The sequence below is a fragment of the Brevundimonas denitrificans genome (assembly GCF_030160755.1).
Taxonomy (GTDB): domain Bacteria; phylum Pseudomonadota; class Alphaproteobacteria; order Caulobacterales; family Caulobacteraceae; genus Brevundimonas; species Brevundimonas denitrificans.
This window is the reverse complement of the sequence record NZ_BSOY01000047.1, coordinates 1-24,602: the sequence shown is the minus strand read 5'-3', so window position 1 is coordinate 24,602 and position 24,602 is coordinate 1. Positions and strand designations below refer to the sequence as shown.

The 24,602-nt window shown below is 68.9% G+C and carries 23 protein-coding genes, 1 tRNA gene and 2 pseudogenes; 9 read left to right on the top strand and 17 right to left on the bottom strand.

What is annotated here, in order from left to right; translation table 11 throughout:
• A pseudogene (locus QQJ79_RS10595) lies at positions 1 to 198 on the bottom strand (cell envelope biogenesis protein OmpA); the annotation flags it as partial.
• Positions 199 to 394: 196 nt separating this feature from the next.
• Between QQJ79_RS10595 and QQJ79_RS10590 the strand changes: the two are divergent.
• Positions 395 to 1,300, top strand: a complete 906-nt coding sequence (locus QQJ79_RS10590) for an SDR family NAD(P)-dependent oxidoreductase (protein ID WP_284222899.1) — start codon at positions 395 to 397, stop codon at positions 1,298 to 1,300.
• Positions 1,301 to 1,403: 103 nt separating this feature from the next.
• The gene (locus QQJ79_RS10585; RefSeq protein WP_284222898.1) at positions 1,404 to 2,609 is read left to right on the top strand and encodes an acetyl-CoA C-acyltransferase; all 1,206 of its coding nucleotides are present in this window, start codon (positions 1,404 to 1,406) and stop codon (positions 2,607 to 2,609) included.
• Here QQJ79_RS10585 and QQJ79_RS10580 read toward each other — a convergent pair.
• Positions 2,603 to 3,313, bottom strand: a complete 711-nt coding sequence (locus QQJ79_RS10580; protein WP_284222897.1) for a helix-turn-helix transcriptional regulator — start codon at positions 3,311 to 3,313, stop codon at positions 2,603 to 2,605. The two genes, QQJ79_RS10585 and QQJ79_RS10580, sit on opposite strands and share 7 nt — an antisense overlap.
• 152 nt (positions 3,314 to 3,465) lie before the next feature.
• Here QQJ79_RS10580 and QQJ79_RS10575 point away from each other — a divergent pair, with 152 nt between their 5' ends.
• The gene (locus QQJ79_RS10575; protein WP_284222896.1) at positions 3,466 to 4,080 is read left to right on the top strand and encodes a glutathione S-transferase family protein; all 615 of its coding nucleotides are present in this window, start codon (positions 3,466 to 3,468) and stop codon (positions 4,078 to 4,080) included.
• Here QQJ79_RS10575 and QQJ79_RS10570 read toward each other — a convergent pair.
• From QQJ79_RS10570 to otsB, 3 genes are read right to left on the bottom strand one after another with little or no spacing between them, the layout of a single operon-like run.
• Entirely contained in the window at positions 4,068 to 5,504 is a 1,437-nt protein-coding gene (locus tag QQJ79_RS10570) for an alpha,alpha-trehalose-phosphate synthase (UDP-forming) (RefSeq protein ID WP_284222895.1), read from the bottom strand. The genes QQJ79_RS10575 and QQJ79_RS10570 overlap by 13 nt on opposite strands.
• Entirely contained in the window at positions 5,501 to 7,285 is a 1,785-nt protein-coding gene (locus QQJ79_RS10565; RefSeq protein WP_284222894.1) for a glycoside hydrolase family 15 protein, read from the bottom strand. The genes QQJ79_RS10570 and QQJ79_RS10565 overlap by 4 nt, the downstream gene beginning before the upstream one ends.
• A complete protein-coding gene (otsB, locus tag QQJ79_RS10560; protein WP_284222893.1) occupies positions 7,282 to 8,070 on the bottom strand; it encodes a trehalose-phosphatase in 789 nt (262 codons plus the stop codon). The genes QQJ79_RS10565 and otsB overlap by 4 nt, the downstream gene beginning before the upstream one ends.
• A gap of 123 nt (positions 8,071 to 8,193) precedes the next feature.
• Here otsB and QQJ79_RS10555 point away from each other — a divergent pair, with 123 nt between their 5' ends.
• Positions 8,194 to 9,189 (top strand): KpsF/GutQ family sugar-phosphate isomerase, encoded by a 996-nt coding sequence (locus QQJ79_RS10555; protein WP_284222892.1) that lies wholly within the window; start codon positions 8,194 to 8,196, stop codon positions 9,187 to 9,189.
• Here QQJ79_RS10555 and QQJ79_RS10550 read toward each other — a convergent pair.
• On the bottom strand, positions 9,186 to 9,734 hold the full coding sequence (locus QQJ79_RS10550) for a CAP family protein (RefSeq protein WP_284222891.1): 549 nt from the start codon (positions 9,732 to 9,734) through the stop codon (positions 9,186 to 9,188). The genes QQJ79_RS10555 and QQJ79_RS10550 overlap by 4 nt on opposite strands.
• A gap of 64 nt (positions 9,735 to 9,798) precedes the next feature.
• Positions 9,799 to 10,350, bottom strand: a complete 552-nt coding sequence (locus QQJ79_RS10545; protein ID WP_284222890.1) for a hemerythrin domain-containing protein — start codon at positions 10,348 to 10,350, stop codon at positions 9,799 to 9,801.
• 272 nt (positions 10,351 to 10,622) lie between these two features.
• On the opposite strand from QQJ79_RS10545, the gene QQJ79_RS10540 reads away from it, so the two are divergent.
• Positions 10,623 to 11,828, top strand: a complete 1,206-nt coding sequence (locus QQJ79_RS10540; protein ID WP_284222889.1) for an acetyl-CoA C-acetyltransferase — start codon at positions 10,623 to 10,625, stop codon at positions 11,826 to 11,828.
• An 11-nt stretch (positions 11,829 to 11,839) separates the two neighbouring features.
• On the top strand, positions 11,840 to 14,017 hold the full coding sequence (locus QQJ79_RS10535; protein WP_284222888.1) for a 3-hydroxyacyl-CoA dehydrogenase NAD-binding domain-containing protein: 2,178 nt from the start codon (positions 11,840 to 11,842) through the stop codon (positions 14,015 to 14,017).
• Positions 14,018 to 14,033: 16 nt separating this feature from the next.
• Here the strand turns inward: QQJ79_RS10535 and QQJ79_RS10530 are convergent, their stop codons facing one another.
• A complete protein-coding gene (locus QQJ79_RS10530; protein ID WP_284222887.1) occupies positions 14,034 to 14,465 on the bottom strand; it encodes a DUF488 domain-containing protein in 432 nt (143 codons plus the stop codon).
• 283 nt (positions 14,466 to 14,748) lie between these two features.
• Here QQJ79_RS10530 and QQJ79_RS10525 point away from each other — a divergent pair, with 283 nt between their 5' ends.
• Positions 14,749 to 16,404, top strand: a complete 1,656-nt coding sequence (locus tag QQJ79_RS10525; RefSeq protein WP_284222886.1) for an amidohydrolase — start codon at positions 14,749 to 14,751, stop codon at positions 16,402 to 16,404.
• A gap of 65 nt (positions 16,405 to 16,469) precedes the next feature.
• Positions 16,470 to 16,543: transfer RNA gene (locus tag QQJ79_RS10520), tRNA-Gly, on the top strand.
• 68 nt (positions 16,544 to 16,611) lie between these two features.
• Here QQJ79_RS10520 and QQJ79_RS10515 read toward each other — a convergent pair.
• From QQJ79_RS10515 to QQJ79_RS10485, 7 genes are all read right to left on the bottom strand, one after another.
• The gene (locus QQJ79_RS10515) at positions 16,612 to 17,529 is read right to left on the bottom strand and encodes a TraB/GumN family protein (RefSeq protein WP_284222885.1); all 918 of its coding nucleotides are present in this window, start codon (positions 17,527 to 17,529) and stop codon (positions 16,612 to 16,614) included.
• Entirely contained in the window at positions 17,526 to 18,494 is a 969-nt protein-coding gene (locus QQJ79_RS10510) for a TraB/GumN family protein (RefSeq protein ID WP_284222884.1), read from the bottom strand. The genes QQJ79_RS10515 and QQJ79_RS10510 overlap by 4 nt, the downstream gene beginning before the upstream one ends.
• A gap of 10 nt (positions 18,495 to 18,504) precedes the next feature.
• On the bottom strand, positions 18,505 to 18,693 hold the full coding sequence (locus QQJ79_RS10505) for a helix-turn-helix transcriptional regulator (protein ID WP_284222883.1): 189 nt from the start codon (positions 18,691 to 18,693) through the stop codon (positions 18,505 to 18,507).
• 4 nt (positions 18,694 to 18,697) lie between these two features.
• The gene (locus tag QQJ79_RS10500) at positions 18,698 to 19,162 is read right to left on the bottom strand and encodes a hypothetical protein (RefSeq protein WP_284222882.1); all 465 of its coding nucleotides are present in this window, start codon (positions 19,160 to 19,162) and stop codon (positions 18,698 to 18,700) included.
• A 94-nt stretch (positions 19,163 to 19,256) separates the two neighbouring features.
• The gene (locus QQJ79_RS10495; RefSeq protein WP_284222881.1) at positions 19,257 to 20,522 is read right to left on the bottom strand and encodes a DNA recombination protein RmuC; all 1,266 of its coding nucleotides are present in this window, start codon (positions 20,520 to 20,522) and stop codon (positions 19,257 to 19,259) included.
• A 190-nt stretch (positions 20,523 to 20,712) separates the two neighbouring features.
• Positions 20,713 to 21,315 (bottom strand): recombination mediator RecR, encoded by a 603-nt coding sequence (gene recR, locus QQJ79_RS10490; RefSeq protein ID WP_284222880.1) that lies wholly within the window; start codon positions 21,313 to 21,315, stop codon positions 20,713 to 20,715.
• Between the two features lie 13 nt (positions 21,316 to 21,328).
• Positions 21,329 to 21,658 (bottom strand): YbaB/EbfC family nucleoid-associated protein, encoded by a 330-nt coding sequence (locus QQJ79_RS10485; RefSeq protein ID WP_284222879.1) that lies wholly within the window; start codon positions 21,656 to 21,658, stop codon positions 21,329 to 21,331.
• Between the two features lie 134 nt (positions 21,659 to 21,792).
• Here QQJ79_RS10485 and QQJ79_RS10480 point away from each other — a divergent pair, with 134 nt between their 5' ends.
• Positions 21,793 to 22,407: a malonic semialdehyde reductase gene (locus tag QQJ79_RS10480; RefSeq protein WP_284222878.1), complete on the top strand. Its 615-nt coding sequence runs from the start codon at positions 21,793 to 21,795 to the stop codon at positions 22,405 to 22,407.
• Between the two features lie 25 nt (positions 22,408 to 22,432).
• On the opposite strand, the gene QQJ79_RS10475 is transcribed toward QQJ79_RS10480, so the two are convergent.
• Positions 22,433 to 23,956, bottom strand: coding sequence for a phospholipase D-like domain-containing protein (locus QQJ79_RS10475; RefSeq protein ID WP_284222877.1), 1,524 nt, complete (start codon positions 23,954 to 23,956; stop codon positions 22,433 to 22,435).
• Positions 23,957 to 24,127: 171 nt separating this feature from the next.
• A pseudogene (locus QQJ79_RS10470) lies at positions 24,128 to 24,602 on the bottom strand (DNA polymerase III subunit gamma/tau); the annotation flags it as partial.

Here is a 24,602-nt window from a genome sequence, read left to right as displayed (position 1 = left end):
GCCCAGACGGGCGAAGGCCGCCCAGTCGTCCTGGGTTTCGATATCGAACTGCGGACCGCGCTGAGCGTCAGCCTCGATCGTGCCGAGCGTGTGGTAACCAGCGTCAATCGCGCCGTACCAGCCATTCGGCTCGGCGTTGGCGACGCCGGCTGCGAACAGCCCCGCCATCGCAACGCCGGCGAGAAGTTTCACCTTCATCATATCCCTCATATTCAGTGGTTGCCCGAAGTCCCCGTTTATACGGGGTGCTCGTAAGGCCGAACGGGAATGTTCCTTCGGGGTTCCTCATTTTGGATACGAATGTGGCGACTGTGGCGCCGTTTCAACACATTGAGCGGGGTTTCCCGAAGCGGAACGGCTGCTAGGAAGCTCTTGGCACAGGAGGAGCAGTCGGATGACGATACGGTTTGACGGGCGTGTGGCGATCGTGACGGGGGCCGGCGGCGGCCTGGGGCGGGAACACGCCCTGGCGCTGGCCAAACGCGGCGCAAAAGTGGTCGTCAACGACCTCGGCGGCGCCCGGGATGGTTCTGGCGCCTCTGCGACCGCCGCGGAATCCGTCGTCGCGGAAATCGTGGCCGCGGGGGGCGAGGCCATGGCCAACGCCGCCTCGGTCACCGACTACGCCGCCGTCGAGGCCATGGTCGCCGCGGCCATGGCGAAATGGGGCCGGGTCGACATCCTGGTCAACAATGCCGGCGTCCTGCGCGACAAGACCTTCGCCAAGATGGAGCTGGACGATTTCCGCTTCGTGATGGACGTCCACCTGATGGGCGCCGTCCACTGCACCAAGGCGGTGTGGGACATCATGCGCGAGCGGAACTACGGCCGCATCGTCATGACCACCTCCTCCTCGGGCCTGTACGGCAATTTCGGTCAATCGAACTACGGGGCCGCCAAGATGGCCCTTGTGGGCCTGATGCAGACACTGTCGATCGAGGGCGCGAAGAACGACATCCGCGTCAACTGCCTGGCCCCGACGGCCCATACCCGCATGACCGAGGACCTCGGCGCCCGCCTGCCGCTGGACCTGCTGGGCCCGGACACGGTCTCGCCCGGCCTGCTGCACCTGGTCAGCGAGGACGCCCCCAGCCGCTGTATCCTGACAGCCGGCGCCGGCGGCTTCGAACGCGCCTATGTGACCCTGACCCAGGGAATCCGCGCCGTCGGCGAGGACGCGCCGGAACAGGTCGCCGCCCGGTTCGCCGAGATCTCAGACCGCACCGGCGAGATCGTGCCCGAAATGGGCGCGGCCCAGGGCATGATCGAACTGACCAAGGCGCAACACGCCGCGGGCTGACACTTGCCTTGACCCGACGGCAAGCGCCTAGGGTCGGAACCACCCCCGGCTCGAGCGACACGCGACAGCGTCTCGAGCCCGCCCAGCAACAGGAGTCCCCGGGATGTCCCGCGAAGCCGTCATCGTCTCCACCGCCCGCACGCCCATCGGCCGGGCCTATCGCGGCGCCTTCAACGACACCCAGGCGCAGCAGCTGGGCGGTCACGCCATCCGGCATGCCGTCGCCCGCTCGGGCGTCGATCCGGCCGAGATCGAGGACGTGGTCATGGGCGCGGCCCTGCAGCAGGGCTCGACGGGGACCAATGTGGCGCGGCAGTCAGCGCTGGCCGCCGGCCTGCCGGTGACGACGGCGGGCATGAGCCTGGACCGCCAGTGCGCCTCCGGCCTGATGGCCATCGCCACCGCGGCGAAACAGGTGACCCACGACGGCCAGGTGGTCGCCGTCGGCGGCGGGCTGGAGTCGGTCTCGCTGGTGCAGAACCAGAACATGAACCTGTTCCGGCTGCGCGACCCCGACCTGCTGAAGCTGCAGCCGCACATCTATATGTCGATGCTGGAAACCGCTGAGGTCGTCGCCGCCCGCTACGGGATCAGCCGCGACGCCCAGGACGAATACGCTCTTCGGTCGCAACAGCGCACCGCCGCCGCCCAGGCCGAAGGCCGGCTGGACGCCGAGATCGTGGCCATGACCACCACCATGCAGGTGATGGACAAGGCCACCGGCCAAGCCTCGGCGAAGGAGATCACCCTGTCGAAGGATGAGGGCAACCGCGCGGATACGACGCTGGAGGGTCTGTCGTCGCTGAAGCCGGTGTTCGGCGGCGGCGAATCGATCGCCGAGGGCCGGTTCATCACCGCCGGCAACGCCTCCCAATTGTCCGACGGGGCCTCGGCCTGCGTCCTCATGGAGGCCAAGGAAGCCGAACGCCGCGGCCTGCAGCCGCTGGGGGCGTATCGCGGCATGGCCGTGGCCGGTTGTGACCCGGACGAAATGGGCATCGGCCCGGTGTTCGCCGTGCCGCGGCTACTGGAGCGTCACGGCCTGACGATCGACGACATCGGCATCTGGGAGCTGAACGAGGCCTTTGCCGTGCAGGTGCTGTACTGCCGCGACCGGCTGGGCATCCCCGATGAGCGGCTCAATGTCTCCGGCGGCGCCATCTCCATCGGCCACCCCTACGGCATGTCGGGCGCCCGCATGACCGGCCACGTCCTGATCGAGGGCAAGCGGCGCGGCGCGAAATACGGCGTCGTCACGATGTGCATCGGCGGCGGCATGGGCGCGGCAGGGCTGTTCGAGATCTACTGAGTCCTCGCCTCGTACTCCGCGCGCCGGGCCTCCATCATCGCGAACCAACGGGCGCGCAGCACGGCGGGACGTCCCGGATAGCGATCGTCGAGAAATTCGGCATCGACCACGCGGTCGGCGCGGAAGGTGCGGAAGTCGGCGCGTGTCTCGCACCAGCCGACCAGCAGCCGCGTCGTCTCGCGATATCCCACCAGACAGGGCCAGATGACGCGCAACGTCTCCCGGCCCTGTTCGTCCGCATAGTGGAGGCGCAGCTTGCGACCGGCATGAATCCACGCCCGGACGCGGGACATGTCGAGGGTCTCGACCTCATGCCGCCAGGCGGGCGGGGTGGCGACGGCGGGCTCCAGCACCACCGGTCTGAGCCGGTCCGGCACGGTGGCGGCGATCTTGGCGATCAGATCGCGGGCGGCGCGCGCCAGGGCCGGATCGCCGCGACCCGCCACCCATTGCGCGCCCAGCACGGCCGCCTCGACCTCATCCGACGTCAGCATCAGCGGCGGCATGTCGAAACCGCCGTCCAGAACATAGCCAATGCCCGCCTCGCCCCGGATCGGCACCCGCTGGGCCATCAGGGTGGCGATGTCGCGATAGATGGAGCGCTTCGACGTCTCCAGTTCGGCCGCCATGGCGTCGGCCGTCACCGGTTTCGAGGACCGGCGCAGCACCTGGATGATCTGGAACAGCCGGTCGGCCCGTCTCATTCGCCCACTCTGGATGACTGCTGCTGACAGCATGCTGGCAGCAGGGTGGCAGTAGTCAAGACGGGTCGGCGGCGAGGGGTCGCCGACGCGCGCAAGCAGCGAAGCGCCGCGCCGCGCGCCGAGCGACAGCGCCACCCGGAAGGAGCTTCATCATGCTGACCCTGTTTCACGCCCCACAATCGCGTTCGAGCCGCATCCTCTGGCTGCTGGAGGAACTCGGCGTCGACTATGACATTCGCTACGTCGACATCTTCCGGTCCCTGACCGGCACGGGCGGCCGCGACCCGGCCAATCTGCATCCCGACGGCAAGGTCCCCGCCCTGGCGCACAACGACGCCTTGGTGACCGAGTCGGCGGCGATTGCCCTGTATCTCACGGACCTGTTCCCGCAGGCCGGACTGGGGGCCCCGGTCGGATCATCCGAACGCGCCGCCTATGTCACCTGGCTGGCCTGGACGGCAGGCGAGATGGAGCCGGCCTACTGGAGCAGGATCAGCGGCCAGACCGACGGCGATCCCGCGGCCCGGGCCCGCTATGACGCCGTCATCGCCCGGCTGTTCAGCGCGCTGGAACGGGGCCCTTATCTGATGGGCGAACGGTTCACGGCAGTCGACGTCATGGTCGGCAGCGCCATGGCCTGGGGTCGCGAATATTCGCCGGACAGTCCCCTGCTGGACGCCTATCTGGCGCGGATCATGGACCGGCCGGCGAACGCCATGGCGACAGCCAGGGACGGCGAACCGGGCGGGATCGTTCAGGCGGCCTGACCGGAGGCGGCGGCGGCGGACCCGCCGCCGCCGTTCGCGGGGCGTTCGACGGCGCGAAGGGTCGAGACGAAGTCGTCGCGCCAGATTCCCACGTCCGTATCGCGCACCACCTGCATCAGGCACTCCCATTTCCGCTTCCGTTCCCCCAGCGGCATGGTCAGGGCGCGCTGGATGGCGTCGGACAGCTCCTCGCGGCTGAACGGGTTGACCAGCAGGGCCTCGCCCATCTGTTCAGCCGCGCCGGCGAACCGCGAGAGCACCAGCACCCCCGGATCGTCGGGGTTCTGGGCGGCGACAAATTCCTTGGCCACCAGATTCATGCCGTCCCGCAGCGGCGTGACCAGACCCACGCGCGCGGCCCGGTAGATGCCGGCCAACTGGTCGCGACGGTAGGTGCGGTTGAGGTAGCGGATCGGTTGCCAGTCCATCTCGGCGTATTCGCCGTTGATCCGACCGGCCAGGGAATCCAGCCGACCCCGGATGTCCTGATAGGCATCGACGTCGTCGCGGGAAATGGGCGTGACCTGCAGCAGCAGGACCTCGGAGCGCATGTCCGGATGGGTTTCGAGGAACTGCTCATAGCCCAGCAGCCTCTCCTCAAGCCCCTTGGAGTAGTCGAGCCGATCGACGCCGACGATCAGCGACCGGAACGCCGCCGAGGCCGCCATCCGGTCATAGGTGCGGTTGCCGAGCTGGGAATTGCGCGCGGCGATGAAGCCCTCGACGTCGATGCCGATGGGAAATACGCCGGTCTGGACCGTCTTGCCGAAGGCCTCGAGTGCGTCGTGGGGCAGCAGCTTGCCGTGCACGCTGGGCTCGGACGCCACATAGTCGCGGAACAGGTCCAGCCATTCGCGGGTCTGGAAGCCGATCAGGTCGTAGTCGAACATCGCCTCCACCAGCCGGCGGTGATGCGGCAAGGTCACCAGCAGCTGCCGCACCGGCCAGGGGGTGTGCAGGAAAAAGCCGATACGGTTCTTCACGCCCAGTCGTCGCAAATCCCGGGCGAGCGGGATCATGTGATAGTCGTGGATCCAGATGACGTCTTCCGGCTGGATCAGGGGCGCGAGCACCTCGGCGAACCGGGCGTTGGTTCGCTCATATCCCTCGCCGTAGGACCGCTCATAGGCGGTCAGGTCGACGCGGTGATGGAACAGCGGCCACAGCGTCTTGTTGGCGTAGCCGTTGTAATATTCGTCGACGTCCTGGGCCTCCAGATCGACGAGCGCGACGGTGACGCCGGCCCGGTCCTCCATCTTCAGCTCGCCGGTGAAATGCTCGACCGTCTCGCCTGACCATCCGAACCACAGGCCGTCGTATTTCCGCAGCGCAGCCGACAGCGCCATGGCCAGGCCGCCGGTCGAGCCGGCGGCGGGGTCCCTGGGCGCGGACACGCGGTTGGAGACGACGATCAGGCGGCTCATCGCGCGTCCGTCCAGGAACGGCTGAGCAGGACGGCGCAGTTGATGATGCCGACGAGGGAGTAGGTCTGCGGATAGTTGCCCCACAGTTCCTTGTCGCCCAGCGACAGATCCTCCGACAGCAGCCCGGCGTGGGTCCGGCGGCTCAGCATTTCCTCGAAGATTTCGCGGGCCTCGGCGTCGCGGCCGTTCTGGTGCAGGGCCTCGATGAACCAGAAGGTGCAGAAGTTGAACGCCGTCTCCGGTTCGCCGAAATCGTCCGCCTCGATATAGCGAAACAGATAGGGCCCCTTCTTCAGATCGCGCTCGATGGCGTCGAACGTCGCGACCTGTCGCGGATCACGAGGGTCGAGGAAGCCGAGATCGGTCAGTTGCAGCAGGGAGGCGTCCAGCTCGCGATTGCCGAAGCTGGCGGCGAACCGGCCCTCGTCGGGCAGGAAGGCCTCCCGTTCAATCCGTTCACGGATGATCGCCGCCCGGTCGTTCCAGAACACGGCCCGTTCGGCCAGTCCCATGTGATCCGCCGCCTTGGCCAGCCGGTCGCAGGCGGCCCAGCACATCACCGAGGAATAGGTGTGGACCCGGGCGATGGTGCGGAACTCCCACAAACCCGCATCGACCTGGTCATGCATGGCGAAGGCGCGGTCGCCGACCTTCTCCAGCGCATGGAAGTCATCGATCGTACCCGGGCGCAGCAGGCGCTGGTCATAGAAGGTCTGGACCAGCGGCAGGACGATCTGTCCGTAGACGTCGTGCTGAAGATGCTCGCGCGCCTGATTGCCGATCCGCACCGGCTTCATGCCGCGATAGCCCTCGACGGTCTCGGTGATCCGCTCGTCGATGTCCTCTTCCAGCCCCACGCCATAGACGGGCTGGACGTGACCGCCCGCCGAGGCGTCGACCAGATTGCGCAGATAGCCCAGGTAGTTTTCCAGCAGGTCCACGGCGCCGAGCCGGTTCAACGCCCGCACCACATAGTAGGCGTCGCGGATCCAGCAGTAGCGGTAGTCCCAGTTGCGGCCGCTCTCGGGAAACTCGGGCACGGAGGTGGTCATGGCCGCGACGATGGCCCCCGTCTCCTCATAGGCGCAGAGCTTGAGCGTGATCGCCGCACGGATCACCGCCTCCTGGTAGTCGAGCGGCAGGTAGAGGGTGCGGACCCAGTCCTGCCAATAGGCCACGGTGCGATCGAGCACCGCCGACACGCCGGGTCCGACGTCCTGGTCGTAGCCCTCGTCGGGCCCGAAGAAGAAGGCTTGCGGCCGTTCCAGCCGGAAGGTCCGCTCGTTCAGAATGTGGGAAACCGGGCAGTCGGTCGTCAGCCGGAAGGTCACATCCGTGCACAGATAGCGGATGTGGTTGGAGCCGTTGGTGGTCTTCGCGCGGCGAGCGCCCCAGTCGGCGGATGGTCGCAGGCGAATCCGGATGCGCGGCGATCCACCGAGCGGCCGGACGATCCGGCCGAACGCCAGCGGTCGGTAGGTGCGGCTGTGTTTCGGATGGCGCGGGGCGAAGTCGATGATCTCGACCGACGCTCCATCTTGCGCCGTCAGCACCGTACGGAGCACCGGCGTATTGCGGATATAGGCCTGTTCGACCGTCGCCTGCCCTTCCAGTTCGATGTGCCAGAAGCCGTGGTCAGGGTTGGACCCGTCCATCAGGGCGGAGAAGACCGGGTCGCCGTCCACGCGCGGCGCGCAGGCCCAGACGTAGCGCCCGTCGCGGTCGATCAGGGCGCTGATCGAACAGTTGCCGATCGGGGCGAGGTCAAGGTTCGGGGTCATGCGCGCGCCTCGACGGCGTCCAGCCAGGTCAGGACGGCCTCCACATCGGGCAGGCCGAAGGTCGCGGCGGTCCGGCGCGGCGGTCCGATCAGCACGCCGAAACCGCCCAGATCGGCGGCGGCCCGGAACCCGTCCTCATCGGTCAGGTCATCGCCCAGCATGACAGGCATGGCTCCCGCGAAGGGCGGCTCTTCCATGAAGGCGTTGAGCGCCGTGCCCTTGTCCGTTCCGGGCGTCTTCAACTCGACCACCAGATGGCCGGCCTGCAGCGCCAGTCCGGTCTCGGCGGCGAGACTGTGGGCCAGGGCCTCGACGGCCGCCGCCTCGGTCGGCGCGCCGCGATAGTGCAGGCCGGCCGACACCGCCTTGTCCTCAACGATCATGCCGGGGCGGTCGCGGGCGAAGCGCTCGAAGGCGGCGACGGCCGCGCGCACCGCAGGCGCTGCGGCGGCATGGTCCAGCGATCCATCCGCCCGCCTGCGCTCCAGCCCATGCACGCCCGAGGCGGAGGCGGAGGCGCGCTCCGCGATCCGGTCGATCTCGGCGATGGTGCGGCCGCTGATGATCGCCACCCGCCCGTCGAGCCGTTCCACCAGCCGACGCAGCACCACCGTCCGGCGGGCATCCGGCACGACCGCGTCCGGCGTGGCCGCCAGCGGCGCCAGCACGCCGTCCATGTCAAGGAAGAGGGCGGGCCGCTCCAGAAGGACGGGCGGCGGCGGCAGATACGAGAGCGACTCGGCCGGCGCGGACGCGCCGTCGGTGTTCAGGTTTGAGGTCCGCATGGCTGTTCCAACGCATCGGTGCGGCAAAGGTTGACCCTCCGGCCCATTTTTCTCGCATCGCAGCAATCGGTCGCGGTTTTCAGACGGATTGTGAAACCGCGTCGGATGGGCCAATTCCGCAGCATGACCGACGCCGCCGCCCCTGCCCTTTCCGCCGATCCCGCCGCCATGACCGCTCGTGCGCGGGAGGTGATCCGGCTGAACATCGCCGCGCTTCAGGCGCTGGAATCCGGCCTCGACGACAGCATCGGCCGCGCCTGCGAGATCATCCTGTCACGACCCGGCTATGTCGTGGTCACAGGCATGGGCAAGTCGGGCCATATCGGCGGGAAGATCGCCGCCACCCTGGCCTCGACCGGGACCAACGCCTTCTTCGTCCACCCTGCCGAGATGAGCCACGGCGACCTCGGCATGCTGCGCAAGGACGTCACCCTGCTGGCCATCTCCAACTCGGGCGAAAGTCGGGAGCTCCGCGATCCGCTGCTCTACTGCCAACGCGAGGGCATTCCGGTCATCGGTCTGACCCAGAGACCCGGCAGCTTCCTCGGCCGCTCGTCCGCGGTCTGCCTGACCATGCCGCAGGTGGCCGAGGCCTGCCCCAACGGCCTGGCCCCGACGACCTCGACCCTGATGACGCTCGCGCTCGGCGACGCCCTGGCCATGGTCCTGATGGACCGGCGCGGCTTCACCGCCGAAGCCTTCGGCCTGCACCATCCGGGCGGCAAGCTGGGCATGAGCCTGCAGAGCGTGCGCGACTGGATGGGCGACCGACCGCCCGCGCCGGCGACCGTGCCCCTGACCGCGAGCTTCGCCGAGGTGGTCTCCGCCATCACCGAGGGCCGCAAGGGCGCGACGGCGGTGCTCCACGAAGACGGGACCCTGGCCGGGATCGTCACCGACGGCGACGTGCGCCGGGCCTTCTCACGCGATCTCAACGGCCTGACCGCCGCCGACGTCATGAGCCCGGGCCCCAAGATCATCGCGCCGGACGCCCGTATGAGCGACGCCGTGGACCTGATGACCCAGAACAGGATCGCCACCCTGCTGGTGGTCGAGGCCGACCGGCCCGTCGCCATCGTCCACATCGCCGAACTGATGCAGGCCGGCTACGTCGGCTAGTAGGCTCGTCCGCCGTCGACATTGCCCGGCGGCGAATAGCGGCAGGCCAGGACCGACCGGTTGCCGCGCGAGGCGATGGCGCAGCCCACGTGGGTCGTCCCGCGCCACACCAGTTGGGTGTAGTGGCCGACAGCGGTCCACTGACCTGTCCGGCTGACATCCGGAAACACGCCGCGCACATAGTCGCGCTTCTCGGCCGCCCAGTCCGCGACCATCTCCTCGGGCGTCCAGATGCGACTGCCCCAGCCGGTCCACAGATTCTCGCCATGGCCATGCTGGGCCGGGTCATGTTCCCATCGACCGGTATCCACCAGCTCGCGCGCCCAGACGCCGGCTTCCACGGCCAGGGCGTCGTCCCAGCGCAACGGCGGGCTGCCGACCCGGCGCCGTTCCACATTGTGCGCCGCCAGCAGCCGGGCGGGCACATCCTGCGGCGGGGCGGCGACCCGCATCGGCTCATCCTGACGCACCGCGATCGGACCGGCGCAGGCGGGCGCCGCCAGGCCGGTCGTCAAAGCCAGGGCGAGGAACAGGGAACAGCGCATGGAGCCTCTTACGTCAGATGCGCGATCATAGCGCACCGGCGCCGGCGCCGTTCCCTGATTCCGGTCAGCGCGCGTCGGCGCCCATCGGCGTGTCCATCAGCGCCTTTTCGGTGTCGTCGCCCTCAAGCGTCAGGGTCTCGGCCAGCTTGCCGGCCTGGAACTCCTCCATGGCGGTGACCTTGCGGGCGCGCATGGCGTCGGCCAGGGCGTCCATGTCGAGACCGGCGGCGCGGGCCTGGCTGAACATGCCCTCGGACCGCTTTTCCTCTTCCTCGACGTGGTGCTCGATCACTTCCGACAGCACCTTGACCTTGGCGTCGTAGAATTCGTCATCCGGGCTGGCGGCCTCGATCTCGTTGATCAGAAGCTTGGCCGTGTCGTGCTCGACATAGCCTTCATCCAGCAGGTCGCCCTCGATCTGGCCACGGCAGGCCGGATAGAAGATCTCCTCTTCAAGGACCGTGTGCACCTTCAGTTCGAGACAGGCCTGTTCGGCCAGGGCGCGCTTCTTCGCCTTGGTCGTCGCCTTCTCGAACGCCGCGAAGATCTCCTCCACCTTGCGGTGGTCGGCCTTCAGCAGGGCGATCGCGTCCATCTCTTCATAGCTCTGGGCCATGGTCGTCTCCTCAAGACACCCGGACGTGTCCGGCGGAGTTAAGTCGCGGACAAGGCGCGCGTTCCCGTGGCCAGGCCAGCTGAGAGTCGTTCTCGCAATTCGCGGCTTTCCGGCGTCCGATGGTCGACACACCGACGCGTGAGAAGATGAAATACTTGACGTTGACGTAAACGTAGGGTTTGTGGCCCGCAAGTTTCGATTCCGCACTCGCCCTCAAGCAGCGAGCCACCGCGTGGCGAGCGTCAGGGCGCTCAAATGTGAGACGCACACCCATGGCCGAAGCCTATATCTATGACGCGGTCCGCACTCCGCGCGGCAAGGGCAAGAAGGACGGATCCCTGCACGAGATCACGGGCCTGAGCCTGGCGACCCAGGTGCTGGAAGCCCTGCGGGATCGCAACGATCTCGACACCTCGAAGGTCGACGACGTCATCCTCGGCTGCGTCACCCCGGTGGGCGAGCTCGGCGCGGACATCGCCCGCACCGCGGTCCTCTCGGCCGGCTGGGCCCAGACCACCGCCGGCGTCCAGGTCAACCGCTTCTGCGCCTCGGGCCTCGAGGCCGTGAACATGGCGGCGGCCAAGGTGAAGGCCGGCGAGGCCGACTTCGCCGTCGGCGGCGGCATCGAGGCCATGAGCCGGGTGCCGATGGGCTCCGACGGCGGCGCCTGGCCGGTCGACCCGTCCAGCGCCTTCCCGACCTATTTCGTGCCCCAGGGCGTCTCGGCCGACATGATCGCCACGAAGTACGGCTTCAGCCGCGACGACGTCGACGCCTACTCCATGGAGAGCCACAAGCGCGCCGCGGCCGCCTGGGCCGACGGCCGTTTCTCGAAATCGGTCATCCCGGTCCGCAACCAGCTCGGCCTCGTCCAGCTGGACCGCGACGAGACCATCCGCCCCAACACAGACATGCAGACCCTCGGCGCCCTGAACCCCTCCTTCGCCATGATGGGCGAGATGGCCTTCGACAGCGTCATCAACCAGCGCTACCCCGAGGTCGAGCGGGTCAATCACGTCCACACCCCGGGCAACTCCTCGGGCATCGTCGATGGCTCGGCCGGTGTCCTGATCGGCACCCTGGAGGCCGGCCAGGCCCTCGGCCTCAAGCCGCGCGCGCGCATCGTCGGCGCCGCCTCGATCGGCTCCGAACCCTCGATCATGCTGACCGGTCCCGAGTTCGTGACGAAGAAGCTGCTGGCCAAACTGGGCATGACCACCGCCGACATCGACGTCTGGGAGCTGAACGAGGCCTTCGCCGCCGTGGTGCTGCGCTATATGCAGGCGCTCGACATCGACCACTCGAAGATGAACGTGAACGGCGGCGGCATCTCCATGGGCCACCCGCTGGGCGCCACCGGCGCCATGATCACCGGCATCGCCCTGGACGAGCTGGAGCGGTCGAACAAGTCGACCGCCCTGATCACCCTGTGCATCGGCGGCGGCATGGGCACCGCCACCGTCATCGAACGCGTCTGAGGATTTTGACCATGGAAAACTTCAAGATCGACGTCGACGCCGACGGCATCGCCCTGATCACCTTCGACGTCCCCGGACGGTCGATGAACACCCTGACCTCGGGCGTGATGGCCGAGATCCCGCAGTGGGTCGAACGGGTGAAGACCGACGACGCCATCAAGGGGGCCGTGCTGACCTCGGGCAAGGCGAGCGGCTTCTGCGCCGGCGCCGACCTGGGCGACATGGCCGGCGGCATGCTGGCCGGCGGTTCGCTGCAGGACGCCTATGATGCGGGCTGGAAGCTGAACGGGGCCCTGCGCGCGCTCGAGACCTGCGGCAAGCCGGTCGCCGCCGCGATCAACGGCCTCGCCCTCGGCGGCGGGCTCGAGCTCACCCTCGCCTGCCACTACCGCGTCGTGGCCGATGACTCGAAGATCCAGCTCGGCCTGCCCGAGATCAAGGTCGGCCTCTTCCCCGGCGGCGGCGGCACCCAGCGACTGACGCGCCTGATCGGCGTGCAGGCGGCGATGACGGCGATGAGCGCCGGCTCGTCCTGGCGCCCGAACGACGCCAAAGGCGCGGGCGTGGTGCACGAGGTCGTGGCCAAGGGCTCGGAAGTCGACGCCGCCAAGGCCTGGATCAAGGGCGGCGGCAAGGCCGTCCAGCCGTGGGACGACAAGGGCTTCAAACAGCCCGGCGGCGGCCCCTACCACCCGGCCGGCATCCAGAATTTCCTCGTCGGCAACGCCATGCTGCGCAAGCAGTCCTACGGCAACTATCCGGCCGTCCTGAATCTGATGAAGGCCGTCTACGAAGGCATTCAGGTGCCGATGGACGCGGCCCTGCGCATCGAGACCCGCTACTTCATCAAGACTCTGATGACGCCCCAGGCCCAGGCCATGATCCGCTCGCTGTTCCTGTCCAAGCAGGAGCTCGACAAGGGCGCCGTCCGTCCCGCGGGCGTGCCGAAGTCCGATCCGAAGAAGGTCACCGTCATCGGCGCCGGCATGATGGGCGCGGGCATCGCCTATGTGCAGGCCCTCGCCGGCATCGAGACCATCCTGATCGACCGCACCCAGGAGGACGCCGACAAGGGCAAGGCCCACGTCGCCGACCTGCTGAAGAAGCGCCTGTCGCGCGGCCAGATCACCCAGGAGAAGTTTGACGCCCTGCTGGGTTCGGTCACCGCCACCACCGACTACGATCTGATCAAGGGCTCGGACCTGGTCATCGAGGCGGTGTTCGAGAACCGCGAGATCAAGGCCGACGTGACCAAACGCGCCGAGGCCCATCTGGCCCCGGGCGCCGTGTTCGGCTCCAACACCTCGACCCTGCCGATCACCGGCCTGGCCGAGGCTTCGGTCCGTCCCGAGGACTTCATCGGCATCCACTTCTTCTCGCCCGTCGACAAGATGATGCTGGTCGAGATCATCCTCGGCGAGAAGACCGGCGAGGCGGCGATCGCGAAATCGCTCGACTACGTCATGAAGATCAAGAAGACCCCGATCGTCGTCAACGACGGCCGCGGCTTCTACACCTCGCGCTGCTTCGGCACCTATGTCGCCGAGGGCATGGCCATGCTGGAAGAGGGCTACGCTCCCGCCCTGATCGACAACATCGGCCGCATGACCGGCATGCCGCGCGGGCCGCTGGAAATGCACGACGACGTGGCGCTCGACCTGTCGGTCAAGATCGCCAAACAGACGGCCGCCGATCTGGGCGACAAATACCAGCCCCTGCCCGGCTCCCACATCGTCCAGAAGATGGTCGAGGAACTCGGCCGCTACGGCCGCAAGAACGGCATGGGCTTCTATGACTACGACCAGAAGCCCAAGAAGATCTGGGCCGGTCTGGCCGACCTCGCCCCGGTGAAGATCAACGACTCCACGCCGGATCTGGTCGAGGACCAGAAGCAGCGCCTGCTCTACCGCCAGGCGGTCGAGGTCGCGCGCTGCTGGGAAGAGGGCGTAATCGACGACCCGCGCGAGGCCGATGTCGGCGCCATCCTGGCCTGGGGTTTCGCGCCCTGGACGGGCGGCCCCATCACCCTGATCGACCAGACGGGCCTCAAGGCCTTCGTGGCCCAGGCCGACGACTACGCCGCCCGCTACGGCGACCGCTTCAAGGTGCCGCAGTTGCTGCGCGACATGGCCGCCAAGGGTGAGACCTTCTACGGAAACTTCGCCGGCAAACAGAAGGCCGCGGCCTAGGGCCGACGGGGGCGGGTCAGAGGTTCACCACCTCGAACCCGTCCTCGGCCGCCAGCCGTTCGGCCAGGGCGGCCCGATGGCAACCTGCGTGGTCGGCCTCGAAACAGAGCAGCGCCGTATTCTTCTCCGCCGCCAGACCGCGCAGCAGCTGGAACGCCGCCTCGGACGCGGGTTCGGCCATATGCCCGGCGAAGATGTCCCGCATCTCGCCGATCCGCCCCTTGCGCGCCGCGTCCCGCCCCGCCTTCGGCGTGCCCAGCGGACGCAGGTGGACATAGTCGATCCCGGCCTCCTTCAGGCTGGAGCCCAGGATGGTCTTGGAGAAGCCGGCCCGGCGCGAAGCGGCCACCGCCCGCACATCCGCGACCACCTCGACCCCGGCCGCCTTCAGCCGCGCGATCACGGCGGCCTGGGGCTCGCCCTCATAGCCGATGGTGAAGAGCTTCATCGGGTCGTCTCCTTCTCGTCCCGCATCCTGAAGCAGACGTCTCGGGTTGGCGACCATGAGCCTGGCCGCGACCCGCTCGCTCCGACCGAATTTGACGCAGGCCGGTGCTAAGCCCGAGGAGGATGATCCGGGTGCGGACGCAGTGGACGCAGTGGACGCTTCGGACGGTGTTTTTTGCGGCCCGGAGCGAGTGTCCGGGAGCCTCAGGCGGTCCGGACTCCCGGGCTTGACCTTGGCGAGTATCGGCTTCACCCCTCATTGTGACCGCCGACAGGAGCCTCTGATGATCCGCACCTTCGCCCTCACCCTGCTGCTCGGCTCCGCCGCCTGGAGCGCCCAGGCCCAGGAACTGTTGATCCGCGGCGGCACGATCTACACCGGCGTGGCGGCGCAGCCGACGGCCGAGGTGGTCCTGGTCCAGGACGGGCGGATCGCCTACGTCGGCCCAGCGTCGGGCGCGCCCGAGGTCGAATACGCCGAGACGCTCGACCTTCTCGGCGCGACCATGTTCCCCGGCTTCACCGACGGCCATGCCCACCTCGACGGCATTGGATGGCGCGAGCTGACCCTCAATCTCGAGGGCTCGGCCTCGGTCGCCGAGGCCATGGCCCGCCTCGCCGCCTGGGCCGAGGCCCATCCGGAAGGCCCGATCGTCGGCCGGGGCTGGATTGAAACCCGCTGGCCCGAGTCCCGCTTCCTGACGGCCGCCGACCTCGACGCCGCCGCGCCCGGCCGGGTGGTGTTGCTGGGCCGCGCCGACGGCCACGCCGTGGTCGCCTCCTCCGCCGCCCTTGCGGCGGCCGGCATCGACGCCTCCACGGCCGCCCCCGCGGGCGGCGAGATCCTCAAAGGGCCGGACGGCCGCCCGACCGGCCTGCTGGTCGACGCCGCCGAACAGCTGGTCGCCGGTCTCATGCCCCAGGCCGATCCCGAAGCCCTGCGCGCCGCCTATCGCGCCGGCTTCCGGGTCGAGGCCGCCTATGGCTGGACGGGCGTCCACTTCATGAGCGCGCCGTGGAAGGATATCCCGCTGCTGGAGGCCATGGCCGAGGCCGGCGAGGCGCCGCTGCGCATCTACAACAGCGTCACGCCCGACGGCGCGACCGCGCTGATCGCGGGCGGGCCGCGCAGCGTCGCCGACGGCCGGATCATCACCCGGGCGATCAAATACTACGCCGACGGGGCCCTGGGTTCGCGGGGCGCGGCCCTGTTCGAGCCCTATGCCGACCGGCCCGACACCACCGGCCTGATGCAGATTACGGAACAGGAGATCGTGCCCCTGTACCAGGCCGCCCTGCGCGGCGGCATCCAGATCGCCACCCACGCCATCGGCGACCGCGGCAACGCCTCGGTGGCCGAGTGGTATCAGCAGGCCCTCGCGGGCGTCGCCCCCGCCGACCGCCCGAACGGCGCCGACGTGCGCTGGCGGATCGAGCACGCGCAGATCCTGCGCCCGTCCGACTATCACTGGTTCAGGGAGCTGCCGATCATCGCCTCGATGCAGCCCAGCCACGCCATCGGCGACCTGCATTTCGCGCCCGCCCGCCTCGGCGACGCGCGGCTGGACGGCGCCTACGCCTGGCATAGTCTGGTCGACCTCGGCGTCGTGGTGGTCGGAGGGTCGGACGCCCCGGTCGAGCGGGGCGCGCCCCTGATCGAATTCTACGCCGCTATCGCCCGCGCCGATCTGGAAGGCTTTCAGGGCCCCGACTGGCGGCCCGGCGAGGCCGTCGATCGCGCCACCGCCCTGAAGATGTTCACCCTCTGGCCGGCCTACGCCAGCTTCCGTGAAACCGAGCTGGGCACGATCGAGGTCGGCAAGCGGGCCGACTTCACCGCCTTCTCCGTGGACCTGATGACGGCGCCGGCCGCCGACATTCCCAAGGGTCACGCCACCCTGACCGTGGTGGACGGCGTGGTGGTTTATCGGGCCGACTGAGCCGGCGAGACGTCCGTCCCGCCTTGATGCGGCGCGCCGATCCGCCTAAGGCTGCGTCCGGCTCCGCGGGCGTGATGTAGTGGTAGCCTGAAAGCTTCCCAAGCTTTTCGTGCGGGTTCGATTCCCGCCGCCCGCTCCAGGCCTTTGACCCGGATCGAAATCTGAGCCCGGTCGGACGGCGTCCAACCCAACCGATTTCGCTCTGGCCTACTCCCGGGTGACCGCAACGCCCCGGTCCGCGAGAACGGACGGAACGCTGTCCTCGCCGGCGAGATAGCCCGCGCCGAGGGCGACGAAGGCAACGCCGGAGCCGTCCAGCACCGTCTGCAGATGATCAGCCAGCAGCAGCGACCGGCGCACCAGCATCGCCTGGTAGAGGGGTTCGCTGCCCCGGCGCATGGACAGGGTGACAGCGCGCTCCACGCCGGCCATGTCGCCCGAGGTCCAGGCGATGACCGACGCGTCCATCTCGGCCAGCACCGTCTCCGGGCTTCGGATCGAGTAGCGGAGCAGGTCGATCTGGGTCTCCTCCGGCAAGTCCGCGAGATAGAGGAACTGGTCCTCCATCGTCTCCAGACCCCTGACCGGCTTCCCGGCCGCCGCAGCGCGTTCGCGCAGCCGGGTCTCGACGCCAAACGCCGGATCGTAGCCAGCCTCCAGCATCGGGGCATTGCCGACGATCAGGCTGGCCAGCCAGGGCCGAAAGCCGTCGAGTTGCTCCTCCGTCAGCCCGGCCCGGCTCGCTGCGGCAGAGAGCGCACGCCGGTCCTCCGGCGACAGCAGGCGCGACAGCGGCCGGCCGGAAGACAGGCCGTGCGCAGCGACCAGCCGGGGCAGATCCGCCGCCCCGGCCGCGGCGTCGACTTCGAACCAGATGTCTGTCGAGGCGTCGAGGGCCGCCATGACCCTCGGGGTCTCCCAGACCGTCGCCGCGCGCAGCATATGCACGGTTCCGAACAGGTAGACGGTCGAGTCGGCGTCCCGCATCACCCAGAGGGCCGGATCAACCGTGGACGCCTGCGGGTGCGGGCTGGAGGCGGAGGCCGGAACGGCGATCGGGCCGGCGATCAGCCAGCCGGCGATCGCCAGCCCCCATCCGCGCCGCAGACAGCGGCTCCCGCTCATGGCGCCGCGGTCACCGTGACGCCGCGATCCTCGAGGATTTCCTGGACGCTGTCGTCGCCCGCGAGATGGGCCGCGCCGACGGCGATGAAGATCGTGCCCGACCCCTCCATCAGGGTCTGGATCTGGTCGGCCCAGTCGGTGTTCCGCTGGACCAGCAGGGCCCGATAGAGGCCGGGGCTCTCCGACTGCATCTCCTCCACCGCGACCGCCTCCAGCGCGGCGACGTCGCCCGCGGCCCAGGCCTCGACCATCCGGTCCAGCTCGACCGTAGCGTCCTCGTACGACTCCAGGGTCGAGCCGAGGAAGGCCAGCTGCTCGGACTCGGGCATGCCGGCGAGGATGCGGACCTGTTTGTCGATGGTCTCGAAGCCGTGGACGGGCTTGCCGGCGGCGTCGGCGCGGGCCTTGAGGGTGAGCTCGACCCCGGACTGCGGGTCGTAACCGGCCCGGGTCAGGGGCGCGACCGACAGGGTCAGGGCGGCGAGCCAGGGACGGAAGACGTCCATCTGGACCGCGTTCGATCCGATCGAGCGGGCCGCGCTGTCCAGCAGGTTCAACTGGCCGGTCGTAATCAGGTGCGACAGCTGGCGGTCGGGCGACAGCCCATGCTGCTGGATCAGGGGGACGATGGCCGCCTGGTCGTCGGGGTTGGAGATTTCGAACCAGACCTGGTCGGCGCTGTCGAAGGCGGCGTCGACGCGGGCCGAGCCCCAGGCGGTCGTCGGGCGCAGGACATGGACCGTGCCGAACAGATAGAGGGTCGAGTCGGCGTCGCGGACGACCCAGAGGGCGGGGCCTGCGCCCTGGGCCTGGGGCACGACACGGGCCGCGGCGGCCGGGGCCGGCGCAGCGGCCTGGGCGAAGGCCCGGGTCGGCCCGAGCACGAGGGCGGCGGCGAGGCCGAGGCCCAGGGCGGCGCCCAGAAGCGCCCGACCGGCGGTCTTGAGGGTCTCAATGGCGGTCACGACGGCGTCCTTACTCGGAGAAGATGGATTCGATCGGATGCCCGAAGACGTGGGCGATCTTGAAGGCGAGCGGCAGGGAGGGGTCGTAGCGACCGGTCTCCAGCGCATTGACGGTCTGGCGCGAGACGCCGAGCGCATTGGCGAGGTCGGCCTGGCTCCAGTTGCGTTCGGCGCGCAGCACCTTGAGGCGGTTGTTCATCGGGTCATTCCCGCATCCGGGTGATCCACCACCAGGCCCAGACCACGGTGTAGCCGATCAGCATCAGCAGCATCATGCCGAAGGCGCCGGTGGCGGCGTAGGCGGCGGGGTCGGTGCGGCCGTCGAGCCAGGACGGGATCCGGATCGCGCCGGCCTGCGGCAGGGTGGCCATGCAGAGCAGGACGCCGCCCACCGCCATGCCGCCCGAGCCGCCCCAGTACCACGCGGCCTTGTGAGCCTCGCGCGCGGCCTCGTCGATGGACCGCATCCAGGCGGCGCCCGCGGCCATCGAGCCGACCATGATCAGGACGACGAAGGCGCCCATGATCCAGACGATAGCGCGATCCTCGTCCAGGCTGCCCTGGGCGGAGAAATATCCGACCACGGCGGCGGCGACGAACACCAGGGCGATCAGCGCGGCCAGGCCGACGGCGGACCAGAGGAAGACAGATTTCAGGCCCTTGGCCATGGCGGAGATATCCTCGTTCGAATGACAAGGACGTTTTACATATGCCGGCCGCGCCCTGTCAAGCACCCTTGTCAACCGGGCCGTTGCTCCCGCCTCAGCCGCCGTCAGCGATGCGCAGCGCGGGGGTTTCGGTCAGTTCGGGGCGGCTCAGGCTGCGCGGGGCCTGTTCGATCGGCGTCAGTTCTGGCAGTTCCTTGCCCTCATGGTCGACCTGCAGGTCCTCGAAGCGGCGGGCGGAGACCATGACCTGGCTCTCGAGCGAACCGACGAACTGGTTGTATTTACCGACGGCCGTCTCGAGCGCCCGACCGACGGCGCCGGCATGGGCGCCCATGACCGAGAGGCGTTTGTAGAGTTCCTTGCCGAGTTTCGCGACGTCCTCGGCGTTCTTCGCCTGCTCCTCGGCGCGCCAGCCGTAGGCGACGGCCTTGCACAGGGCGAACAGGGTGGTGGGGGTGACGATGACCACGCGCGAGGCCATGGCCGTGGTCATCAGGTCGGGCTCGTGGTCAAGCGCCGCGGCCAGGAAGGCGTCGCCGGGGACGAACATGGCGACGAAGTCGGGGCTGGGTTTGAACTGGTCCTGATAGGCTTTGGATGAGAGTTGGCGGACGTGGGTCTTCATACTGGTCGCGGTCCGCAGGGAGGCGGCCCTGGCCTGGGCCTCCTCATCGCCGTCCGTTTCGTCGCCGAAGGCCAGCGAGACCTTGGCGTCGATCACGAACATGCCGCCGCCCGGCAGGCGAACGACGAAGTCGGGCCGCTGCTGGCGGCCGGCGTCGTCGGCGCTGGACGACTGTTCCTCGAAGTCGAAGCGGCCCGCCATGCCGGCGGCCTCGAGCACATTGCGGCAGGTCTGTTCGCCCCAGCGGCCGCGCCGGCCGGTGTTGCCGCGCAGGGCCTCGGTCAGGCGCCGGGCCTCGTCGCGGGTGGCGGTGGAGGCGGTCATCAGCAGGGCCAGCTGCTCCTTGAGCCCGCCGGTCTCCTCGTTGCGGGTCTTCTCCAGCGCCGCGACATGTTCCTGGAATTTGGCGAGGGTGTCGGCGACGGGCTTGAGCTGGGCCTCCATCCGCTCCCGGGCCATCAGTTCGCGATTGCGGAAGGTCTCGTCGGTCCGCTTGAGCAGTTCCTCGGCGACGGTCGAGGCCGACTCCCTCGCCTGGGCCCGGAGCAGTTCGGTAGAGGTCGCCGCCTGGTCCTCGAACAGCCGCATCCGGGCCTCGGTCTCGGCGTAGCGCTCGCGCAGCTCCCACGCCCGGGTGTCGGCGGCGGAGGCGCGGCGGCGCTCCATCAGGGCCCAGGCGAGGGCGATGACGGCGACCGCGGAAGCGGCGAAAAAGGCGACGAGGGTGGCGTTCATGCTCCGTTCCTTATCGGGAGTCGCCGGAGGCCGCGAACTGAAAAACACCGTCCGAAGCGTCCGCTCCGTCCACTCCGTCCACTCCGTCCACTCCGTCCGGATAGTGCCGATAGTGCGGGGCCGCGTGCGTCATCTCCCCATCCTGCGCCCTGCGCACGACAGAATCGGACGCAGGCTCGGGTCGGACGGCTCAGGTCGGGCGTCTCTGGCGCATGGCCTGGATGATGGTGCCGTCGTCCAGCCAGTCGAGCTCGCCCCCGACCGGCACGCCGCGGGCCAGGGAGGTGATCTCGACGCCGGTCCCCGCCAGACGCTCGGCGATATAGTGGGCGGTGGTCTGGCCGTCGACGGTGGCGGGCAGCGCCAGGACCACCTCCTTGGCCTCGCCGCCGCGCACGCGACCGACCAGTTCGGCGACCCGCAGCGCATCAGGGCCGACGCCGTCGAGGGCGGAGAGCAGGCCGCCGAGGACATGGTATTTGCCGCGGAAGGCGCCGGACCGCTCCATGGCCCACAGGGCGCCGGCCTCCTCGACCACGCAGATCAGGGTGTTGTCGCGGGCGCTGTTGGAACAGATCGAGCAGGGATCGCGGGTGTCGGGCGCGCCGCAGACGCTGCACGAGGTCACCTTTGCGGCTGTTTCAGCGAGCGAAGCGGCGAGCGGGACCAGCAACTGTTCGCGCTTCTTCAGCAGGGCGAGGGCCGCGCGACGGGCCGATCGGGGACCGAGGCCGGGCAGCTTGGCGAGGAGGCTGATCAGCCGTTCGATTTCGGGTCCGGCGGAGGCAGCCATGCGGGTGCGCCGCTCAGAACAGCTTCGGCATGCCGGGGATGTTCATTCCGGCCATCGGGCCGGCGGCTTCGCGCATCAGGGCGCCATTGGCCTCGTCCAGCTTGCGCTTGGCGTCGGCATGGGCGGCGACGATCAGGTCGGCGAGGATCTCGCCCTCGCCGGAGACCAGCAGACTGTCGTCGATGGTCACGCCGGTGATCTCGCCGGCGCCCTTCAGGGCCACGGTGACGAGCCCGCCGCCGGAGGTGCCGGAAGCGGTGGTTTCGGCCATTTTCGCCTGGGCGTCCTGCAGCTTCTGCTGCATCGCCTGGGCCTGTTGCATGAGGGCGTTGAGATCTTTCATGCCGCCAAGATAGGCGCTGGCCCCGACCTGGAACAGGCCTGAAAAATAGTAACAGAAATTGTTTCCATTTATCTTGAACCAAAACCGGGGCGCGCCATTTAGCATCCATCACTGTTGCTAATGAGGATCCGTCCATGGCCTTCGATTCCGCTCCCGCCCGCGACCTGCCCCTGTCGGACACGGCGCTGGACCAGCTGTTCACCGGCGCCCGCACGCGCAACGCCTGGACCGACCGGCCCGTATCGGACGACCTGCTGCGCAAGCTCTACGACCTGACCAAATTCGGCCCGACGGCGGTCAACGCCACCCCGGCCCGCTTTGTCTTCCTGACCTCGCCCGAGGCGAAGGCCCGGCTTTCGCCGCTGATGTCGGAGGGCAACCGCGCCAAGACCCTGCAGGCGCCGGTCAATGTGATCATCGGCCAGGACCTGGCCTTCGCCGACACCCTGCCGGTGCTGTTCCCGCATGCGCCGGGCGCGAAGGACTGGTTCGCCGATCCGGCCGCCGCCCGCGAAACGGCCTTCCGCAACGCCTCGCTGCAGGGCGGCTATTTCCTGCTGGCGGCGCGGGCGCTGGGTCTCGATGTCGGCCCTATGTCCGGCTTCGACGCCGACGGGGTGAAGGCCGAGTTCTTCGCCGGCACGACGGTCGAGCCGAACTTCATCGTCAACCTGGGCTACGGCTCGGATGAGAACCTGTTCCCCCGCTCGCCGAGGCTGGCGTTCGAGGAGGCGGCGCAGATTCTGTAGGGGTGGTGAGGGGGCGGCGGCGCCTCTAGATCGACTTCTTGCTGAGGCGGCGCGGCGGGGTCGGCAGGCCCGCCCGCTGCACCCTGCGGGCGGCGGCGGCAAGGGCTTCCTTCAGGCGCGCCCGGCGCGTCCAGGGGAGCCATGCGTCCCGCGCCGTTATCGGGTCCCCGATGTGGAAGGTCGCGATAAAGGTGGCCATGGGACCGATCGGCGTCGGCTCCAACGGTCGCAGACGGCAATAGCCCGCCAGCCGCAGCGCCTCGATGGCCTTGCCGACCTTGCCGGTCCTGGCGATCGCGGCCGCGACCACCGTGTCGTCACATCCAAACCAGTGGGCGATGATGCGGGTGCGAAGGTCAGTGATGCGGGCGCGCTCCGGAGCCCCTCCGGCGCCGCGCGACGCTTCGATCGACAGGTCGCACTCGGTGTCGAAGCCGAACGACCGGTTGTTCAGATTGCTGGAGCCGACGCGCAACAGAACGTCGTCGATGATGGCCATCTTGGCGTGAACAATGATCGTCTTGCCCAGGCTGGTGGTCGGACTGTAGGCGTGGAAGCGTCCGTATTTGTCCGCATCCTTCAAGCGCTTGAGGAACACGGACCGGGTCCGGTCCATGGTCATCTGGTCGAAATAGCTGGGCGAGTGCTGGGTCGACACGAGGACGACCTCCGGCCCGCGCGGCTCGCCGAGGCGCGCCGCCAGCGCCTCGGCCATGATCGGCGAGGTGAAATACTGGTTCTCCAGATAGATGCAGCGCTTCGCCGCCGCGAATGACGCGAGGTAGAGGGCCTCGCTTTCGCGCACCTGCGCCACCTTCTTCCAGGTCGCCACGCTGCGGGACAGACCCACCGTCGCCCGTCGAAAATCCGGCTTGACGAAGGACGGCCAGGGCGGAGCCGGCAGGGATTCCGCCTCGGGTTCGGGCAGCGCCTCGCGGGTGGCGCGCAGCCAGCGGTCGCGGAACAACTGGCCCAGGGCGCGGGCGGGCTCCCCGTCAACCACCGTCATCACCTCGTGGCGCGAGTCGAAGCATTTGGTGTCGCGGGGCGTTTTCCGGCGACAGGGATGGTCGTCGAGGTGATCGGGCGTGTCCCAGCGGTCGGGCCCGATGTCGGCGCCGCCGCAGAAGGCCACGACGTCGTCGATGACGATGGCCTTCTGGTGGTGCGCAGCGCCCGTCGGCAGCGCGCCGTCCAGCACGAATTTCACCGGCGAGCCGGCGAAGCATTTGCGGGCCTTGAACGGAAAGAAGTCCTGGGTCGCAGCGATGGGCAGGGGCGACTTCCAGCACAGCACGCGCACGTCGAGTTCCGGCCGGGCGCAGGCGAGCTCCTTGAGGAAGGCGCCGAACCGGTCGGAGTCGGGACCGGTGCAGCCCGGTTGGGGTTCGAACAGGGTGTCGGGATCAAACGCCCAATTCAGCAGGTGGATCGATCGCCTGGCCCCGGACATGGCGTCCCGGGCCGCCAGGACATAGTCCGCCATATCAAGCAGGAGCGCGGCGCGCGGCGCCGTTCCGACCCGCCAGCAGGTGGTCCCCTCTTTCAACAGTATGGCCAGATCCCCCAGATGCGCGCGGCTCCGGCGTACAGGCCGATGCGTCCAACCGCACAACCGCCGAGCAGACCGTGACGTTCCCCGGTTTTTTCCCGCGTGGTCTGCAGGCGGCGCGGAGGATGGCGGTCAGGGGCGGCGCGGACCTGCGCCGGCCGCCCGGCTTCAGTCCTCGTCGGCCGCCTCGTCCGGGATCGCCGGCAGCTCCACCGCCGGCGCCAGCGTCTTGATCTCGCCGATCTTCGCGCCGGGGAAGGCCTCCATGACCGCCATGATGAAGGGGTCGGCCTCGACGCCCGCGCGCTCTTCCGAGCGTTTGCGGCGGTCGATCTCGATCATGGTCTCGCCGCCGCCCTGGCCGTTGGCGGCGATCAGCCAGGTGCGGCCAGTCCAGTCCTTGAGCCGCGAGGCCAGTTTGCGCGCCAGATCCATGGGCGCGCCGTCGAGGCTCTCATAGGTGATGGCGCCGGGCTTGAAGGCGACGGGGCGGACGTAGCGCTGCACGTCCATCTGCAGGCCGACCTCGCGCTTCTCGCCGATCAGGGCGACGACCTGTTCGAAGGTCTGCGGGTCCGGCGGGGCGGGCGCGGCGACCGGGCGGGCGGCCAGCTGGGCCCCCATGGCGGCCTGGGCGCCGCCG

Excerpts from the sequence above, each read along its gene's own strand:
- QQJ79_RS10590 (WP_284222899.1), top strand. The coding sequence starts at position 395 with ATGACGATACGGTTTGACGGGCGTGTGGCGATCGTGACGGGGGCCGGC.
- QQJ79_RS10585 (WP_284222898.1), top strand. The coding sequence starts at position 1,404 with ATGTCCCGCGAAGCCGTCATCGTCTCCACCGCCCGCACGCCCATCGGC.
- QQJ79_RS10580 (WP_284222897.1), bottom strand. The coding sequence starts at position 3,313 with ATGAGACGGGCCGACCGGCTGTTCCAGATCATCCAGGTGCTGCGCCGG.
- QQJ79_RS10575 (WP_284222896.1), top strand. The coding sequence starts at position 3,466 with ATGCTGACCCTGTTTCACGCCCCACAATCGCGTTCGAGCCGCATCCTC.
- QQJ79_RS10570 (WP_284222895.1), bottom strand. The coding sequence starts at position 5,504 with ATGAGCCGCCTGATCGTCGTCTCCAACCGCGTGTCCGCGCCCAGGGAC.
- QQJ79_RS10565 (WP_284222894.1), bottom strand. The coding sequence starts at position 7,285 with ATGACCCCGAACCTTGACCTCGCCCCGATCGGCAACTGTTCGATCAGC.
- otsB (WP_284222893.1), bottom strand. The coding sequence starts at position 8,070 with ATGCGGACCTCAAACCTGAACACCGACGGCGCGTCCGCGCCGGCCGAG.
- QQJ79_RS10555 (WP_284222892.1), top strand. The coding sequence starts at position 8,194 with ATGACCGACGCCGCCGCCCCTGCCCTTTCCGCCGATCCCGCCGCCATG.
- QQJ79_RS10550 (WP_284222891.1), bottom strand. The coding sequence starts at position 9,734 with ATGCGCTGTTCCCTGTTCCTCGCCCTGGCTTTGACGACCGGCCTGGCG.
- QQJ79_RS10545 (WP_284222890.1), bottom strand. The coding sequence starts at position 10,350 with ATGGCCCAGAGCTATGAAGAGATGGACGCGATCGCCCTGCTGAAGGCC.
- QQJ79_RS10540 (WP_284222889.1), top strand. The coding sequence starts at position 10,623 with ATGGCCGAAGCCTATATCTATGACGCGGTCCGCACTCCGCGCGGCAAG.
- QQJ79_RS10535 (WP_284222888.1), top strand. The coding sequence starts at position 11,840 with ATGGAAAACTTCAAGATCGACGTCGACGCCGACGGCATCGCCCTGATC.
- QQJ79_RS10530 (WP_284222887.1), bottom strand. The coding sequence starts at position 14,465 with ATGAAGCTCTTCACCATCGGCTATGAGGGCGAGCCCCAGGCCGCCGTG.
- QQJ79_RS10525 (WP_284222886.1), top strand. The coding sequence starts at position 14,749 with ATGATCCGCACCTTCGCCCTCACCCTGCTGCTCGGCTCCGCCGCCTGG.
- QQJ79_RS10515 (WP_284222885.1), bottom strand. The coding sequence starts at position 17,529 with ATGAGCGGGAGCCGCTGTCTGCGGCGCGGATGGGGGCTGGCGATCGCC.
- QQJ79_RS10505 (WP_284222883.1), bottom strand. The coding sequence starts at position 18,693 with ATGAACAACCGCCTCAAGGTGCTGCGCGCCGAACGCAACTGGAGCCAG.
- QQJ79_RS10500 (WP_284222882.1), bottom strand. The coding sequence starts at position 19,162 with ATGGCCAAGGGCCTGAAATCTGTCTTCCTCTGGTCCGCCGTCGGCCTG.
- QQJ79_RS10495 (WP_284222881.1), bottom strand. The coding sequence starts at position 20,522 with ATGAACGCCACCCTCGTCGCCTTTTTCGCCGCTTCCGCGGTCGCCGTC.
- recR (WP_284222880.1), bottom strand. The coding sequence starts at position 21,315 with ATGGCTGCCTCCGCCGGACCCGAAATCGAACGGCTGATCAGCCTCCTC.
- QQJ79_RS10485 (WP_284222879.1), bottom strand. The coding sequence starts at position 21,658 with ATGAAAGATCTCAACGCCCTCATGCAACAGGCCCAGGCGATGCAGCAG.
- QQJ79_RS10480 (WP_284222878.1), top strand. The coding sequence starts at position 21,793 with ATGGCCTTCGATTCCGCTCCCGCCCGCGACCTGCCCCTGTCGGACACG.